The organism is Brevundimonas sp. UBA2503, assembly GCF_002341485.1.
GTDB lineage: Bacteria > Pseudomonadota > Alphaproteobacteria > Caulobacterales > Caulobacteraceae > Brevundimonas > Brevundimonas halotolerans.
Window position 1 is genome coordinate 40,904 of sequence record NZ_DDOD01000025.1, and the last position, 15,926, is coordinate 56,829.

Annotated in this window: 15 protein-coding genes; 14 read left to right on the forward strand and 1 reads right to left on the reverse strand. The window is 67.5% G+C overall.

The window, feature by feature from the left end:
* Positions 1–331: 331 nt before the first annotated feature.
* The 3 genes from B4K74_RS11675 to trmB all read left to right on the forward strand — a co-directional run bounded on the left by B4K74_RS11675 (position 332) and on the right by trmB (position 2,982).
* A complete protein-coding gene (locus B4K74_RS11675; protein ID WP_286693079.1) occupies positions 332–895 on the forward strand; it encodes a biotin transporter BioY in 564 nt (187 codons plus the stop codon).
* A 46-nt stretch (positions 896–941) separates the two neighbouring features.
* A complete protein-coding gene (metK, locus tag B4K74_RS11680) occupies positions 942–2,132 on the forward strand; it encodes a methionine adenosyltransferase (RefSeq protein WP_286693080.1) in 1,191 nt (396 codons plus the stop codon).
* 145 nt (positions 2,133–2,277) lie between these two features.
* Complete coding sequence (trmB, locus tag B4K74_RS11685) at positions 2,278–2,982, forward strand: tRNA (guanosine(46)-N7)-methyltransferase TrmB (protein WP_286693081.1); 705 nt, start codon at positions 2,278–2,280, stop codon at positions 2,980–2,982.
* On the opposite strand, the gene B4K74_RS11690 is transcribed toward trmB, so the two are convergent.
* Entirely contained in the window at positions 2,907–3,458 is a 552-nt protein-coding gene (locus B4K74_RS11690) for a protein-tyrosine phosphatase family protein (protein ID WP_286693082.1), read from the reverse strand. The genes trmB and B4K74_RS11690 overlap by 76 nt on opposite strands.
* Before the next feature lie 173 nt (positions 3,459–3,631).
* On the opposite strand from B4K74_RS11690, the gene rimP reads away from it, so the two are divergent.
* The 11 genes from rimP (at position 3,632) to pnp (ending at position 15,791) form a co-directional block, all read left to right on the forward strand.
* On the forward strand, positions 3,632–4,195 hold the full coding sequence (gene rimP / locus B4K74_RS11695; RefSeq protein ID WP_286693083.1) for a ribosome maturation factor RimP: 564 nt from the start codon (positions 3,632–3,634) through the stop codon (positions 4,193–4,195).
* Positions 4,196–4,198: 3 nt separating this feature from the next.
* Positions 4,199–5,962: a transcription termination factor NusA gene (gene nusA / locus B4K74_RS11700; protein WP_286693084.1), complete on the forward strand. Its 1,764-nt coding sequence runs from the start codon at positions 4,199–4,201 to the stop codon at positions 5,960–5,962.
* An 18-nt stretch (positions 5,963–5,980) separates the two neighbouring features.
* Positions 5,981–6,697, forward strand: a complete 717-nt coding sequence (locus B4K74_RS11705; protein WP_286693085.1) for an RNA-binding protein — start codon at positions 5,981–5,983, stop codon at positions 6,695–6,697.
* 80 nt (positions 6,698–6,777) lie between these two features.
* Entirely contained in the window at positions 6,778–9,750 is a 2,973-nt protein-coding gene (gene infB / locus B4K74_RS11710) for a translation initiation factor IF-2 (RefSeq protein ID WP_286693086.1), read from the forward strand.
* A 36-nt stretch (positions 9,751–9,786) separates the two neighbouring features.
* A complete protein-coding gene (locus tag B4K74_RS11715; protein WP_123288157.1) occupies positions 9,787–10,302 on the forward strand; it encodes a hypothetical protein in 516 nt (171 codons plus the stop codon).
* 71 nt (positions 10,303–10,373) lie between these two features.
* Complete coding sequence (locus B4K74_RS11720) at positions 10,374–10,907, forward strand: hypothetical protein (RefSeq protein ID WP_286693087.1); 534 nt, start codon at positions 10,374–10,376, stop codon at positions 10,905–10,907.
* Positions 10,908–10,931: 24 nt separating this feature from the next.
* On the forward strand, positions 10,932–11,615 hold the full coding sequence (locus tag B4K74_RS11725) for a DUF2459 domain-containing protein (RefSeq protein WP_286693088.1): 684 nt from the start codon (positions 10,932–10,934) through the stop codon (positions 11,613–11,615).
* A 60-nt stretch (positions 11,616–11,675) separates the two neighbouring features.
* Positions 11,676–12,125 carry a 30S ribosome-binding factor RbfA gene (rbfA, locus tag B4K74_RS11730; RefSeq protein WP_286693089.1) on the forward strand — a complete coding sequence of 150 codons (450 nt, stop codon included), beginning with the start codon at positions 11,676–11,678 and terminating at the stop codon, positions 12,123–12,125.
* Positions 12,125–13,054 carry a tRNA pseudouridine(55) synthase TruB gene (truB, locus tag B4K74_RS11735; protein ID WP_286693090.1) on the forward strand — a complete coding sequence of 310 codons (930 nt, stop codon included), beginning with the start codon at positions 12,125–12,127 and terminating at the stop codon, positions 13,052–13,054. Before rbfA ends, truB begins: the two co-directional genes overlap by 1 nt.
* Positions 13,055–13,065: 11 nt before the next feature.
* Entirely contained in the window at positions 13,066–13,335 is a 270-nt protein-coding gene (rpsO, locus tag B4K74_RS11740) for a 30S ribosomal protein S15 (protein WP_123288162.1), read from the forward strand.
* Positions 13,336–13,556: 221 nt separating this feature from the next.
* On the forward strand, positions 13,557–15,791 hold the full coding sequence (gene pnp, locus B4K74_RS11745; RefSeq protein WP_123288163.1) for a polyribonucleotide nucleotidyltransferase: 2,235 nt from the start codon (positions 13,557–13,559) through the stop codon (positions 15,789–15,791).
* Positions 15,792–15,926 lie beyond the last annotated feature (135 nt).

Consider the following 15,926-nt stretch of genomic DNA (forward strand, 5'->3'; position numbering starts at 1 on the left):
ATGGATGTGCCCCCTGCAAACTCCGCCATGGATAGCGAGTGATCAACCTCTCGAAAGGTCCGAAGGAGTGGCCGGTCATCGCCCCCGCTCTCGCGTTCGCAGGTATGGCGCAGGTCGGAATTTCGGCGTTTCCCACATTAGAATGCGCAAACCAGGAAGCGCTCTCACGGTCCCGACGGGCCAGTTTGGGAGGTGGCTGGGAAGGCAGCGAAACGAGTACCGAAGCGCGGTTGAGAGCCTTACGGGGGCTGGCGTCTAAGACAGCCCTCGAGTAGCCTTCGTAATGCGGGGGTCAGGCGTTCGAGTCACCTAGGCGGCACCACCTTCTTCCATGACCCCATCTCCTCTTGTTCGTCATCTTCCGGCCCTTGCCGCCACCCTCGGCTTCGTGGGGTTGATCGCGCTTGGGGCCCGGGTCGATGTGGCGGTGCCGGGGTCGCCGGTGCCGCAGTCGCTGCAGACGCTGTCTGTGCTGGCGGCCGGGCTGGCGCTGGGGCCGCGGTGGGGGCTGGTGGCAGGCCTGATCTATCTGGCGGCGGGCGCGCTGGGTCTGCCGGTGTTTGCGGGCGGGGCTTCGGGCGTGTCGGCGATTTCCGGGCCGACCGCCGGCTATCTGGTCGGCTTTCCGCTGGCGGCGCTGCTGGTCGGGATCGGGAGCCGCACCCTGTCCCCCGGCCCCGTGTGGCGCACCATGCTGCTCATTTTTGCCCTCGCCCTGGCCGGTCATCTGGTGATTTTGGCGCTTGGCTGGGCGGGTCTCGGCCTCAGGATTGGCACATCCGAGGCCCTGTCGGCGGGCGTCACGCCCTTCCTGTGGGGCATGGCGGTCAAGTCTGCGGCGCTGGCCCTGATCGCGCCCCTGCTGCTCGCCCTACGAGACCGCTTGAACATATAAGCATATCTTTATATGTCTGCGGCTCCTGTCATGCGGAGTTCGCCCCTTGTCCCGTACCTCCTTCCATTTCACCTCGGAAAGCGTCTCCGAGGGACACCCCGACAAGGTCGCCGACCGCATCTCGGACACCATCGTCGACCTGTTCCTGTCGAAGGATCCCGAGGCGCGCGTCGCCTGCGAGACCCTGACCACCACCAATCGCGTGGTGCTGGCCGGCGAGATCCGCGGCAAGGGCATCTGGGAGAACGGCGCCTGGGCCCCCGGCATCGAGGCCGAGATCGAGACGGCCGTGCGCGCGGCGGTCAAGGACATCGGCTATGAGCAGGATGGCTTCCACTGGGAGACGTTCGAGTTCTCCAACTATCTGCACGGCCAGTCGGTCGACATCGCCGTTGGCGTCGACGCCGCCGAGGGCAAGGACGAGGGCGCGGGCGATCAGGGCATCATGTTCGGCTATGCCTCGAACGAAACGCCCGAGCTGATGCCCGCCACCCTAGCCTACAGCCACCGCATCCTGCGCCGTCTGGCCGAGCTGCGCCACGGCGGTGAAAAGGCTCTGGAGCCTGACGCCAAGAGCCAGGTCACCCTGTTCTACGAGAACGGCCTGCCGGTGCGCGCCACCTCGATCGTCGTCTCGACCCAGCACGCCCGGGGGATGTCGCAGGGCGACGTCGCCGCGCTGGTCAAGCCGGTGGTCGAAGAGGTCCTGCCTGAGGGCTTCATCACGAACGAGACCGTCTGGCATATCAATCCGACCGGCGTGTTCGAGATCGGTGGCCCCGACGGCGACTCGGGCCTGACCGGCCGCAAGATCATCGTCGACACCTATGGCGGGGCGGCCCCGCACGGCGGCGGCGCCTTTTCCGGCAAGGATCCGACCAAGGTCGACCGCTCGGCGGCCTATGCCTGCCGCTATCTGGCCAAGAATGTCGTGGCGGCGGGCCTCGCCGACCGCTGCACCCTGCAGCTCAGCTATGCCATCGGTGTGGCCAAGCCCCAGTCGATCCACGTCGACCTGCACGGCACGGGCAAGATTTCCGAGGCGGTGCTCGAGGACAAGCTGCTGGGCCTGATCGGCGGCGGCACCCCGCGCGCCATCCGCGAGCACCTGGGCCTGAACAAACCCATCTATGCCCGCACCGCCGCCTATGGCCATTTCGGCCGCGAACCCGAGGCTGACGGCGGCTTCTCGTGGGAAAAGACCGATCTGGTCGATCAGCTGAAGGCGCTGGCCTGAAGAAAGTGGCGAGTAGCGAGTGGCGAGTGGCGAGACCCTTTCAACCCACCCGGTGACGCCCTATGGCTGGCACGCCTGCTGAGCCGTACGCCGGTTCGGAACCGCAGCGCCTTCCTCGCCACTCGCCACTCGCCACTCAGAACCCATGTCCGACCCCTCTTCCCACGGCCCGATCCGCAGCTTTGGCCGCATCAAGTCGCGCGCGCTGAAGCCGCGGCAGGCGGCGCTGTTCGACACCCTGCTGCCGGCGGTGGCCCTGCCTGACCCGACCGACGGGCCGCTGGATCCCGCCGCCCTCATGCCCGGGGCCAAACAGGTCTGGCTGGAGGTCGGCTTTGGCGGGGGCGAGCATCTGGCGGGTCAGGCGGCGCGCCACCCCGATACGCTGATGATCGGCTGCGAGCCCTTCCTGAACGGGGTCGGCTCGGCCCTGCGGCATATCGAAGAGGGCGGGCTGAAGAATGTCCGCATCCACGCCGATGACGCGCGCGCGGTCCTGGCCGCCCTGCCGGACGCCTCGGTTGACCATGTGCTGATCCTGTTTCCGGACCCCTGGCCCAAGGCGCGCCACGCCAAACGCCGTCTGGTGCAGGCCGATGTGGCCGCCGAGCTGGCCCGTATCCTGAAGGACGGCGGACGCCTGCGCTTCGTCACCGACTGGAAGGCCTATGCCGACTGGGCGCTGGCCCGCTTTCTGGAAACGCCGGGGCTCGACTGGATGGCCGAGGCGGCCGACGACTGGCGCATCGCCCCCACCGACCACATCCGCACGCGCTATGAGGACAAGCGCCTGGGCGACACCGAGCCGGTCTTCTTGCTCTTTGAACGACGGGCGACTGCGGCGGCCTGACGTTCGGCAAAGGCGTGGATGAAGGCGTACTGGCTGTCCATTTCGGGCACGGTGCGCCCGCGCGCGGCCCCGACCCGGAGCACGGCCTCATCCGGGTGCAGCCCCCCGGCGACCAGAAGACAGCAGGCCAGGGTCGGCGCCCGCCCCAGACCGGCGTTGCAGTGGATGACCATCCGGTCTCCCGCCTCCAGTCGTTTCCGCAGCCGCTTCACCAGCCGGTCAAAGGCCGGAACATCCGGGGGAATGTCGTGGTCGGGCACGGGCAGATTGTCGAAGGCGACACCGTGCGCCTTGCAGACCTCGGCCTCGCGGACGATGTCCAGCCGCTCGACCTCGTCGGGCTCCAGCAGGGTCACGACCCGGTCGACATAGCCCAGCTGGGCCACCAGAACGGCCTCCATCGCCTCGCCTCCCGGCGGTCGGCGCGAGACGCCGAGGCTGCCGGGCGTATCCTGCGGTATCCAGTGTATTTCCATGAGGATGGGCTCTAGGCGAGCCGACGAAAAAAGCAAACACCCCGAGGGGGCTGACAAGCCGCGCCCGGGGCGCTATACGGCGGGCCACATCGTTAGACCGGCGTCAAACGGCGTCGTGATCAAGCGGCGGCCCTGAGACGGTCGGCCGCTTTTTTATTGGGAGTACGCCCCGCGTGCGCGCCAGGACCGCCGAAGACCGCGCCCTGATCGAGATGATCGACCCCGTCGCCGAAACGCTCGGCCTGGCGGTGGTGCGTGTGCGGCTGATGGGCGGCACCCTGCGTCGTCGTCTGCAGGTCATGGCCGAACGTCCCGCCGACAATGACATCTCGGTCGAGGAATGTGCCCGGCTGAGCCGCGCCATTTCCGAGGTGTTCGACGCCGCCGACCCGATCGCCGGCGAATATCTGCTGGAGGTGTCCTCGCCCGGGATCGACCGGCCGCTGACCCGTCTGTTCGATTTCGACCTGTTCGAGGGCTATGAGGCGCGGCTGGAAACTGATCGCATGATCGAGGGCCGCAAGCGCTTCAAGGGCATCCTGGCCGGCACCGAGGACAATAACGTCTGTATCGACCTCGACGGCGAGACCGACACGGCCCTGATCCCCTTCGACTGGCTGATCGATGCCAAGCTGGTCCTGACCGACGAACTGATGAAGGCGGGGGCTGAAAAGCGCGCCGCCCGCAATGCTTCCGATCCTGACGCTGACACCCACTCTACCGACTCCGAGGACTGACCCATGGCCGTGACCGGCGTTTCCGCAAACCGACTCGAACTGCTCCAGATCGCCCAGGCGGTGGCCCAGGAGAAGAATATCGACAAGGAGATCGTCATCGAGGCGATCGAAGAGGCCATCCAGAAGGGCGCCAAGTCGCGCTATGGCGCCCACCACGACATCCGCGCAGCCCTGGACCCCAAGACCGGCGAGCTGGCCCTGACGCGTCACGTCACCATCGTCGAGGACGACTGGCAGCCCGAAGACGAGCTGGAAGAGTTCAATGACTCGGCCATGGTGCGCCTCAAGGATGCGCTCAAGCGCGACCCCGAGGCCGTGGTCGGCAAGGAATATATCGAGGAGCTGCCGCCGTTCGAATTCGGTCGCGTCCAGACCCAGATGGCCCGTCAGGTCGTCACCGGAAAGGTCCGCGAGGCCGAGCGCGCCAACCAGTATGAAGAGTTCAAGGATCGCGTCGGCGAGATCGTCAACGGCACCGTCAAGCGCGTCGAATACGGCAACACCGTCGTCGACCTGGGTCGGGGCGAGGGCATCATGCGCCGCAATGACTCGATCCCGCGCGAGCTGTTCAACATCGGCGACCGCATCCGCACCTACATCTATGACGTCCGGCCCGAGGCCAAGGGCCCGCAGGTCATGCTGTCACGCGCCCATCCCGGCTTCATGGCCAAGCTGTTCGCCCAGGAAGTGCCCGAGGTCTATGACGGCGTGATCGAGATCCGCGCCGCCGCCCGCGACGCCGGTTCGCGCGCCAAGATGGCCGTCCTGTCGAACGACAGCTCGATCGATCCCGTCGGCGCCTGCGTCGGCATGCGCGGCTCGCGCGTGCAGGCGGTTGTGGCCGAGCTGCAGGGCGAGAAGATCGACATCATCCAGTGGAACCCGGACGAGCCGACCTTCATCGTCAACGCCCTGGCCCCCGCCGAAGTGTCCAAGGTCGTGCTGGATGAAGAAGCCGACCGCGTCGAGGTGGTGGTGCCCGACGAACAGCTGTCGCTGGCCATCGGCCGTCGCGGCCAGAACGTGCGCCTCGCCTCGCAGCTGACCGGCTGGCAGATCGATATCATCACCGAGACTCAGGATAGCGAACGCCGCCAGCGCGAGTTCGCCGAGCGCACCACCCTGTTCCAGGAAGCCCTGGATGTGGACGAGGTCATCGCCCAGCTGCTGGTCACCGAAGGCTTTGCCACGGTCGAGGATCTGGCCTTTGTCGAGCCCTATGAAATCTCGGACATCGAAGGCTTTGACGAGGAAACCGCCGAGGAACTGCAGGCCCGCGCCCGCGATTTTCTCGACAAGCAGGCTCAGGCCCTGGATGCCCGCCGCAAGGAGCTGGGCGTCGAGGACGGCGTGCTGGAGGTTCCCGGCGTGACCCTGCCGATGGCGGTGGCGCTGGGCGAGAATGGCGTGAAGACGGTCGAGGATCTGGCCGATCTGGCCACGGACGAAATCCGCGGCGGCTACGAGATGAAGAACGGCGAGCGGGTCAAGGTGCCCGGCGTGCTGGAAAGCTTCAGCCTGGCCCAGGAAGACGCCGAAATGCTGATCCTGCAGGCCCGTGTGGCCGCCGGCTGGATCGATGCCTCGGAACTGCCGCAGCCCGAGCCCGAGCCCGAATATGAGGCCGAAGAGGGCGAGGACGGCGAGGAGTCCTATGACGCCGATACCGTCTTTGCCGGGTCGAACACCGACGACGAAACGGTAGAGGAAGGCGAGGGTGAGATCCTCGACACCCTCGACGCCGACCTCGACGACCGCGACGCGTGATGGGAGACCGGACCGTCCATGGGGCTCGCCGAAGCACAGGCTGAACGGGAACGCCGCGATCTGGTCACGCGCCAGGTCATGGACGAGTCTGCCCTGATCCGCTTCGTCGTGGGCCCGGACGGTCAGGTCGTGCCCGATCTGGCCCGCAAGCTGCCGGGTCGCGGCCTGTGGGTCGCCGCCGACCGCGCCTCGATCACGGCGGCCGGCAAGGGCCTGTTTTCGCGTGCGGCCAAGGCTCCGGTCGAGGTTCCTGACGACCTCGCTGACACGGTTGAGACCCTGCTGGTTCGGCGGTGTCTGGAGCAGCTGGGGCTTGCCCGACGCGAAGGCGTGCTTATCTCCGGCTTCGAGAAATCGGCCGCTGCGATCAAGGGCGGCCGGGCCGCCTGGCTGGTCGAGGCGGCTGACGGCGCGCGCGACGGACGCCAGCGTCTGATGGCCCTCATGCGACACACGCCTCGCCCCGTGGGCCTGTGCGGTGCATTCGGGGCGGAAGAATTGAGTTTGGCCCTGGGGCTGGAAAATGCGATACACAGCGTGCTGCTTGCAGGCGGACGCGCGGATCGCTGGGCCCTTGAGGTCAACAGATTGGCGGGTTTTCGTCCGCTTCATCCGCGGGAGTGGGATCGGGCCGGGCCCGGCCACACCTCCGGGGACGGACCGAACGACCCTTGTGACGATGGGCTCCCTGGTGGGCCCGGGCAGGCTGTGGACGGGCAGGGTTCCGACTCCTGAAAGGGAGGCGGGGCGCGCTCGCCCTTTTGTGTTTGATACGTGGCGTCGGGATTGTCCCGGCGTCCAGACGAAGCGACCGGATGACCGACGAGAACGACAAGACCCAGGACGGCAAGACGACCGAGACCTCCAGCGCCACAGGCACAGGCAATGCGAGCTCGGGCGCCGCGACCCCGCAAACGGGACCGCGCGCACCGCTGAGCCTGAAGCCGCGCGCGACGGGCTCCGTCTCGACCGGTACGGTCCGCCAGAGCTTCAGCCACGGCCGCACCAAGACGGTCGTGGTCGAGACCAAGCGTCGCGCCGGTGCGCCGGTCCAGCCGCGCACCCAGGGCTTCGACGTGGCCGGTCGCCGGCCCGCCGCCGCGCCCGTGCGTGCCGATGCACCTGCGCCGCGCCCGACCGATGCCGGTGGCCTGTCGTCCGAGGAACAGGAAGCCCGCCGCCGCGCCATCGAGGCCGCCCAGGCCGAACGCGCCGCCCGCGAAAAAGCTGAAGCCGCCGAGCGTGCCAAGCGCGACGAGGCCACGCGCAAGCTGGCCGAGACCGCCCAGAGCGAGGCCGCTGCCGCCAAGGCCGCAGCCGAAGCCGCTCGCGCCGAAGCCGCCAAGCTGAACGCCGCTGCGCCCAAGCCCGCCGCGAAAGCCGCGCCTGCCAAGGCCGACGCTCCGGCCAAGGCTGAGCCGGTTGCCGAAAAGCCGACGCCCGCCCCGGCACCGGCACCGGCCGCGCCGGAGGCCCCGGCCCGTCCGGCCCGTCCGGCGGTCAATTTCGGCCAGCGCGTGCCCAAGCCCGGCCAGCCGCGCCGCGAAACGCCCGAGCGTCCCGCCTTTGGGGGTCGTTCAGCGCGTGAAGTGGCCCTCAGCGGCCCGCCCGGTGGCGCCGCCGGTCGCCCGCGCGTGCCCAGCGAGCCCGTTCGTTATTCCGCCAATGCCCCGCGCCCCGCGCCGGGTGCAGCCCCTGGTGGACGTGGAGCCCCCGCAGGTCGGGGTGCGCCTGCCGCCGCCCCGGCGACGCCCGAGGTTTCGCGTCCCGCCCGCACCGCCGGTGGTTTTGCCGGCCGCGCCAGTCGTCCCGAGGATGACCGGGATCGCCGTTTCTCGGACGCCGGTCCGGGTAAGGCCATCAGCCGCACGCGCGGTGAACCCAAGCGTCGCGAAGGCCGTCTGACCATTCAGGCCCTGGCCGGTGGTGACGAGGACGCCGCCGAACGGATCCGCTCGCTTGCCTCGGTCCGCCGGGCCCGCGAACGCGAGAAGGAAAAGCGCAAGGGCGGCACGTCCGAAGTACCGAACCGTCCGCGTGAAGTGGTCATCCCCGATGTCATCACGGTCGGCGATCTGGCCAACCGCATGGCCGTGCGCGGCGTCGACATCGTCAAATTCCTGATGCGTCAGGGCATGATGATGAAGATCAACGATGTGATCGATTCCGACACCGCCGAACTGGTGGCCGACGAATACGGCATGACCGTCCGGCGCGTGTCCGAGTCCGACGTCGAAACCGGCTTCCTGGCCGAGGCCGATGACGCCGACGCCACCACGCCGCGCTTCCCGGTCGTAGCCGTCATGGGTCACGTCGACCACGGCAAGACCAGCCTGCTGGATGCCCTGCGCACCACCGATGTGGCGACGGGCGAGGCCGGTGGCATCACCCAGCACATCGGCGCCTATCAGGTTCGCCTGAAAGACGACCAGCGCGTCACCTTCCTCGACACGCCGGGCCACGCGGCCTTCTCGGCCATGCGGGCGCGCGGTGCCAATGTCACCGACATCGTCATCCTGGTGGTGGCGGCGGACGACGGCGTCATGCCCCAGACGATCGAGGCCATCCAGCACGCCAAGGCGGCCGGAGCTCCCCTGATCGTGGCGATCAACAAGGTCGACAAGCCGGGTGCCAATCCGCAGAAGGTCATCAACGAGCTTCTGCAGCACGAGGTCATCGCCGAAAATCTGGGCGGCGACACCCAGATGATCGAGGTCTCGGCCAAGGAACGCACCAATCTCGAAGCCCTGCTGGAGGCCGTTCTGGTCCAGGCAGAGGTCATGGACCTGCGCGCCAACCCCGACCGTTCGGCCGAGGGTGTGGTCATCGAGTCCAAGCTGGACAAGGGCCGAGGCCCGGTCGGCACCGTACTGGTCAAGCGCGGCACCCTGCGTCGCGGCGACATCGTCGTGGCCGGTTCGGCCTGGGGCAAGGTTCGCGCCCTGCTGGACGAACGCAATGCCCAGCTGGACGAGGCCGGACCCTCGGTTCCGGTCGAGATTCTCGGCCTGGACGAGCCGCCCTCTCCCGGTGAGGTGTTCGCCGTGGTGGAAACCGAGGCCCGCGCCCGCGAGCTGACCGACTTCCGCGAGCGCAAGCAGCGTGAAAAGGCCACCGCCGCAAACCCGGTGTCGCTGGCCGATATGATGGCCAAGCTGGGCTCGCAGAAGATCAGCGAACTGCCCGTCGTCATCAAGGCTGACGTTCAGGGGTCCACCGAAGCCATCGCCGGATCGCTGCAGGCCATGGGCAATGACGAGGTCCGCGCCCGGGTCGTGTTCCAGGGCGCCGGCGGTATCACCGAGAGCGACGTCAACCTGGCCAAGACCGCCGGAGCCCCCATCCTGGGCTTCAACGTCCGGGCCTCGAAGCAGGCGCGGGATCTGGCCGATCGGGAAGGCGTGGAGATCCGCTACTATTCGATCATCTACGACCTGCTTGACGACATGAAGGGCGTGCTGTCCGGCATGCTGGCCCCGATCCAGCGTGAAACCTGGCTGGGCAATGCCAAGGTGCTGCAGGTGTTCGACATCTCCAAGATCGGCAAGATCGCCGGTTGCCGGGTGGCCGAAGGCGTGGTCCGCAAGGGCGCCCGCGTCCGCATCATCCGCGACGATATCGTGGTGCTGGAACTGGGCACGCTCAACACGCTCAAACGCTTCAAGGATGAGGTCAATGAAGTGCCCTCGGGCCAGGAATGCGGCATGCAGTTCCAGGGCTTCCAGGACATCAAGGAAGGCGACCTCATCGAGTGCTTCACCGTCGAGGAGATCAAGCGCGAACTGTAATCGCGCCTGATCGCTCGCTGCTACCGGAGACCGGTCATGAAACGTCTTGCCACAGGCCTTCTGTTGCTCGCCTTCATGGTCGGTCCGGCGGCGGCGGAAACCCGCTTCTGGGCCTATGACGCCGCCGACCGCGTTACCCAGGCCCTGACGCAGGGCATCACCATCGAGATCCGTCGCAACTTCTTCGGCGCTGTCAGCGTCCAGCGGTTGTTCTCGACCACGGCACGCGGCTCGGCCGAGATCCGCCGGGGCGGTCCCCGTGAGACGCGGGCCGCCCTGCCGGCCGGGGTTCGGGCCAATGACGTCTATGGCATCGTCAAGGAAGGCGACGGGCGGGGTCTGGTCCGGGCGCTGTGCCCCGGTGCCGATGATGCCTGGCTGCTGACAGGCCGCATTCGTCAGGGCGACCCCATCACCCTGCACGCCGTGGGTCGCTGGACCGACGGCACCTATCGCCACTGCGTGACGCTCAGCTACACCTATCGCGGCGAATGGACCCTGCCCGAGGGCGCCGCGCCGCAGCCTGACGAAACCTCGCCCTCGGCGCGATAAGGCTTTCGAACCGTCATGGATCGCTGATAGCGTGAATCCATGTGCCCCGACCCGTCCCGCCAGAGCGCCCGATGAGACGCCTCCTCGACCTGTTCGGGGTGCTGGTTCTGGTGCTGCTGCTCTCGGCCTTTGACGAGCGCAGCGCCGAACAGACCGTCACCCGCGCCCGCGCCGAACTGGCCGACGTCTGGACGCGCGTCTCATCCCCCGCCGCGCCGGCCCCGGACCTGCCGACACTGGTTGCGGATCACGCCCTTCACGGGCCGTTCGCCGCTTCCGAATCCACGCCCTGGCCCCTGATGCATGCTGACGGGGCGCAGCTTGAGATCACCGGCCTTGGCGTACTTAAGACCCGCCCACACCGGATCGCCACCGGGTCAGAGCCACCCTTTGCCGCGGCGGGTCTCGCGCCCGGCCAGCAGGTCGAGCTTCGCGAGATCACCGACCTTGAGCCTTCTGCCGGGAGCCAGCCGCTGTGTGCTGAATACCCGGCCCGCTATCTGGCGCTGGCGGCACAAGGCCAGACCCTGCGCCTGCTGGCCTTTGCCGACCGGCCCGAGGGTGACGCCCGGGCTTGCGCCGATCTCGCCTTCCGTATTCCCTGAGCGGCGGACATTGCGGAGATGAGCATGGGCGGGGCATTCCGCTTCCTGATGGCGGGACTGGTCGGGGTGATCCTGGGCCTTGTCAGCTGGTCTGAGTCCGGGCCCAGCCTGTCGCACGGCGGTCCGGACGCGGTGCCGGTGCGGGTCGACAGCAACGGCTTTCACACCGATCTGGTCATGGACCGCGCGCCCCTGATCGCGCGGGGCGGACCGCTGGCCGATCTGGTCGCGGACCTTGGCCCCGGCGGTGCGGTGCGGATCGGCTGGGGTGATGCGCGCTTCTATGTCGACCAGAGCCCGGTCACGTCGCGCTTGCCCGACGGGGTCCGGGCCCTGTTCGCGCCGGACAACCCCTCGGTCGTCATGCTCAGCCCGCTCGGCCGGCTGACCCCGGTCCGGAATACCGACCGGCAGGTGCAACTGCGCCTGTCGCCCGACGCCTTTGAGGCCCTGGCGGCCCGGATCGAGGCCTCGCTGGACCTTCAGGGCGGCGCCCCCCGGCTCAGCGCCACCGGCGCGGACGGACGCACCCGCTTCTATGCCTCGACCGAGACCTTCTGGATCGGCCGGATGTGCAATCGCTGGACCGCCGAGGTGCTGGAAGCGGCCGGCCTGACCGTCCATCCGGGGCGGACGGTCGTCGCGGGCGCCGTGCTGGCCGATGCCCGGTCTGCCGCCACGCTGGACAGGGACGGTCGGGACGACTAAACCGCGCCCCCTTGTCATCCGGTCCCTTGCCGGTCCCTGCTGATCGAGGAAGACCCCGCCATGAGCCGACGCAAACCCGGCGCCACGGCCGGCTACGGCGCCAGCCAGCGCCAGCTGCGCGCCTCGGAATTGATCCGCCACGCCCTCGTCGAGGTCATGCGCGAGAACGAGATCCGCGACCCGGCCCTGATCGGTGTGTCGATCACCGTCACCGAGGTGCGGCTGTCGCCGGACCTGAAACACGCCACCTGTTTCGTCGAGCCGCTGGGCGCCGGGGTCGATACGACCGACGTCGGCGGCCAGGTCGACGAGATCGTCAAGGCGCTGAACGCCCATGCCAAATTCCTCCGCGGCGCCCTGGGCCGGCACATCGACATGCGCTTCACCCCCGACCTGCGCTTCCGTCACGACGTCAGCTTCGAGGCCGCCGAGCGGCTGAACCGGCTGCTGGACGACCCGCGGGTCCAGGCGGATGTGAAGCCCCACGGGGACGAGGGCGAGGACGCCTGATGGCCCGCCGCAAGCGCGGTCAGGCCGTGCACGGCTGGGTCTGTCTCGACAAGCCGCTGGAGCTGGGCTCGACCGAGGCCGTGTCGATCGTCCGCCGCCTGTTCGATGCACAAAAGGCCGGTCACGCCGGCACGCTCGACCCCCTGGCCACCGGCATCCTGCCCATTGCCCTGGGCGAGGCGACCAAGACCGTGCCCTTCATGATGGACGCGGAAAAAGTCTATCGCTTCACCGTCACCTGGGGGGTGTCGACCGACAGCGTCGACGCCGAGGGCAGCGAGATTGCCCGCTCGGACGTCCGCCCCTCGCGGGAGGCGGTCGAGGCCGCCCTGCCCTCCTTTGTCGGCGAGATCGAACAGGTGCCGCCGCGCTTTTCCGCCATCAAGGTCGATGGCCAGCGCGCCTATGACCTGGCCCGCGACGGCGCCGAGTTCGAGCTGAAGTCCCGCCCCGTGACCATCCATGAGGCCGTGATTACCGCCTCGGACGCCGACCGGGTCGAGATCCGGGTGCGGACCGGCAAGGGCGTCTATATCCGCTCGCTGGCGCGCGATCTGGCGGTCATGCTGGGGGCCGACGGGCATGTGACCGCCCTCAGACGCGAGCAGGTGGGGCCGTTCTCGACCGAAAACGCGGTCACGCTGGATATTCTTCGCGAAATGGTGCATAGGGGCGCCGCCTCGGAAGGTCTTCTTCCGGTCGCGACCGCTCTGGACGACATCCCGGATCTGGCCGTGACCGCGACGGATGCTTTCTCGCTTCGGCAGGGACGGCCGATCCTTCTGCTTCCCCGACAGATCGAAACCCTGAAAGCCCGGCTCTCGCCCGGCTCGCGGACCGTTTCGGCCTTCGAGGACGGAACCTTGGTCGCCCTCTGTCAGATGCGGGCCGGTCGACTCGAACCCGACCGCGTATTCAATCTCCAATAAGGAGTTCTACGATGTCGATTACGCCTCAACGCAAGGCCGAAGTCATCACTGAAAACGCTCGCGGCGTTGCCGATACCGGTTCCGCCGAAGTGCAGGTCGCCATCCTGACCGAACGGATCGCCAACCTGACCGAGCACTTCAAGACCCACAAGAAGGACAACCACTCGCGCCGCGGCCTGCTCAAGCTGGTCTCGCAACGCCGGGGCCTTCTGGACCACCTCAAGACCGTCGATGAAGGCCGCTATGCCGCCCTCATCGAAAAACTGGGCCTGCGCCGCTAAGGCCAGGTGACGGGAGGGGCCGCCTTCGGGGGGCCCTTTCTCTTATCCGCCGCAGGGCGGACCGGAGGCAGCATGCCTCCACGACGCGAGGGCCACGCCGGTCCTCTTCCAACCCGCCCGGATGCGACGGCGTATCCGGGTTCCTGGGCCCGAAGGACTGAGACAAGCCCTGACTGTCCGCCCCCATCGGCAATCCGGCCATGGGATTCGAAAGAAAAAATATGTTCGATATCAAACGTAAGACCATTGAGTGGGCCGGTCGCCCGCTGACGCTGGAAACGGGCCGCATCGCCCGTCAGGCGGACGGCGCGGTTCTGGCCACCTATGGCGAGACCGTGGTTCTGGCCACCGTCGTGTACGGCCGCGCGCCCAAGCCCGGCCTCGATTTCTTCCCCCTGACGGTCAACTATCAGGAAAAGACCTTTGCCGCAGGCCGCATCCCCGGTGGCTACTTCAAGCGTGAAGGCCGTCCGACCGAAAAGGAAACCCTGGTTTCCCGCCTGATCGACCGTCCGATCCGCCCCCTGTTCGTCAAGGGCTTCAAGAACGAGACCCAGGTGGTCGTCACCGTCCTGCAGCACGATCTGGAGAATGATCCGGACGTGGTCGGCATGGTCGCGGCCTCTGCCGCCCTGACCATCTCCGGCGTGCCCTTCATGGGCCCGATCGGTGGCGCGCGCGTCGGCTACATCAACGGCGAGCTGGTCCTGAACCCGACCCTCGACCAGATGCCGGAGTCCGACCTCGACCTGTTCGTGGCCGGTACCCAGGACGCCCTGATGATGGTCGAGTCCGAGGCCAAGGAACTGTCGGAAGACATCTTCCTCGACGCCCTGATGTTCGCCCACCGCGGCATGCAGCCGGTGATCGATGCCATCATCGACCTGGCCGAACACGCCGCCAAGGAGCCGTTCGACTTCACGCCCGAGGATCACTCGGATGTCGTCGCCTCGATCAAGAAACTGGTCGGCAACGACATCAAGGCCGCCTACACCCACAAGGCCAAGCACGCCCGCCACGAAGCGGTCGGTGCCGCCAAGAAGAAGGCCGCCGAGGCCCTCCTCAAGACCGAGGAGAACCCGGACGGCGTCGACTCGGGCGCCTTTGGTGCCGCCTTCAAGACCTGCGAAGCCGAAGTTCTGCGTCGCGACATCATCGACAACAGCAACCGCGTCGATGGCCGCGCCCTCGACAAGGTCCGCGACATCGTCTCGGAAGTCGGCGTCTTCCCGCGCACCCACGGTTCGGCCCTGTTCACCCGGGGTGAGACCCAGGCCATTGTCGTCGCCACGCTCGGCACCGGCGAGGACGAGCAGTACATCGACGCCCTGACCGGGACGTACAAGGAGAAGTTCCTCCTGCACTACAACTTCCCCCCCTATTCGGTCGGGGAAACGGGCCGCATGGGCGGCGCCGGTCGTCGCGAAATCGGCCACGGCAAGCTGGCCTGGCGCGCCATTCGCCCGATGCTGCCGTCGGCGGAAGAATTCCCCTACACCATCCGTCTGGTCTCCGAGATCACCGAGTCCAACGGCTCGTCCTCGATGGCCACGGTCTGTGGTTCGTCGCTGGCCCTGATGGATGCCGGTGTGCCGCTCAAGAAGCCGGTCTCGGGCATCGCCATGGGCCTGATCCTCGAGCCCTCGGGCGAGTTCGCCATCCTGTCCGACATCCTGGGTGACGAAGATCACCTCGGCGACATGGACTTCAAGGTGGCCGGCACCCGTGACGGCATCACCAGCCTGCAGATGGACATCAAGGTCGCCGGTATCACCGAGGAGATCATGAAGAAGGCCATCGCCCAGGCGTCGGCCGGTCGTCTGCACATCCTCGATGAAATGGACAAGGCCATCGACGGCGCCCGTTCGGAACTGGGCGAATACGCGCCCAAGATCGAATCCATCAAGGTTCCGGTCGACAAGATCCGCGACATCATCGGCACCGGCGGCAAGATCATCCGCGAAATCGTCGAAAAGACCGGCGCCAAGGTCAACATCGAGGACGACGGCACCGTCAAGATCGCCGCCTCGGACCAGGAAAAGATCGACGCCGCCAAGAACTGGATCTCGTCGATCGTGTCCGAGCCCGAGCCCGGCACCATCTACTCCGGCAAGGTCGTGAAGGTCGTCGACTTCGGCGCCTTCGTGAACTTCTTCGGCGCCAAGGACGGCCTGGTTCACGTGTCCCAGATCGCTCTGGAACGCGTCGCCAACCCGGCCGACGTCCTGTCGGAAGGTCAGGAGGTCAAGGTCAAGTTCCTGGGCTTCGACGATCGCGGCAAGACCAAGCTGTCGATGAAGGTCGTCGATCAGGAAACCGGTGAGGACATCACCGACAAGATCAACGCCGACCGCGCCGAACGCGGCGAGCCGCCGCTGTCGGACGACACGGGCGGCCGTCCCAAGCGCGAAGGTGGCGGTGACCGCGACCGCAGCCGCGGCCGTCGTCGCGACTGATCGTGGATCAATGACTGAGGAAGAGGCCCCGTCGGAAACGCCGGGGCCTTTTTCTTGGGCGCTCTGGCTCTGACGCGTCGTCAACGGATGCGGGCGACGCGGCCTATCGATCCGGCCGATTGAACCGGACAGCGG

What these genes read in the sequence shown, in the direction of transcription:
- B4K74_RS11675 (WP_286693079.1), top strand. Translation starts at nt 332, where the DNA reads ATGACCCCATCTCCTCTTGTTCGTCATCTTCCGGCCCTTGCCGCCACC.
- trmB (WP_286693081.1), top strand. Translation starts at nt 2,278, where the DNA reads ATGTCCGACCCCTCTTCCCACGGCCCGATCCGCAGCTTTGGCCGCATC.
- B4K74_RS11690 (WP_286693082.1), bottom strand. Translation starts at nt 3,458, where the DNA reads ATGGAAATACACTGGATACCGCAGGATACGCCCGGCAGCCTCGGCGTC.
- nusA (WP_286693084.1), top strand. Translation starts at nt 4,199, where the DNA reads ATGGCCGTGACCGGCGTTTCCGCAAACCGACTCGAACTGCTCCAGATC.
- B4K74_RS11705 (WP_286693085.1), top strand. Translation starts at nt 5,981, where the DNA reads ATGGGGCTCGCCGAAGCACAGGCTGAACGGGAACGCCGCGATCTGGTC.
- infB (WP_286693086.1), top strand. Translation starts at nt 6,778, where the DNA reads ATGACCGACGAGAACGACAAGACCCAGGACGGCAAGACGACCGAGACC.
- B4K74_RS11715 (WP_123288157.1), top strand. Translation starts at nt 9,787, where the DNA reads ATGAAACGTCTTGCCACAGGCCTTCTGTTGCTCGCCTTCATGGTCGGT.
- B4K74_RS11720 (WP_286693087.1), top strand. Translation starts at nt 10,374, where the DNA reads ATGAGACGCCTCCTCGACCTGTTCGGGGTGCTGGTTCTGGTGCTGCTG.
- B4K74_RS11725 (WP_286693088.1), top strand. Translation starts at nt 10,932, where the DNA reads ATGGGCGGGGCATTCCGCTTCCTGATGGCGGGACTGGTCGGGGTGATC.
- rbfA (WP_286693089.1), top strand. Translation starts at nt 11,676, where the DNA reads ATGAGCCGACGCAAACCCGGCGCCACGGCCGGCTACGGCGCCAGCCAG.
- truB (WP_286693090.1), top strand. Translation starts at nt 12,125, where the DNA reads ATGGCCCGCCGCAAGCGCGGTCAGGCCGTGCACGGCTGGGTCTGTCTC.
- rpsO (WP_123288162.1), top strand. Translation starts at nt 13,066, where the DNA reads ATGTCGATTACGCCTCAACGCAAGGCCGAAGTCATCACTGAAAACGCT.
- pnp (WP_123288163.1), top strand. Translation starts at nt 13,557, where the DNA reads ATGTTCGATATCAAACGTAAGACCATTGAGTGGGCCGGTCGCCCGCTG.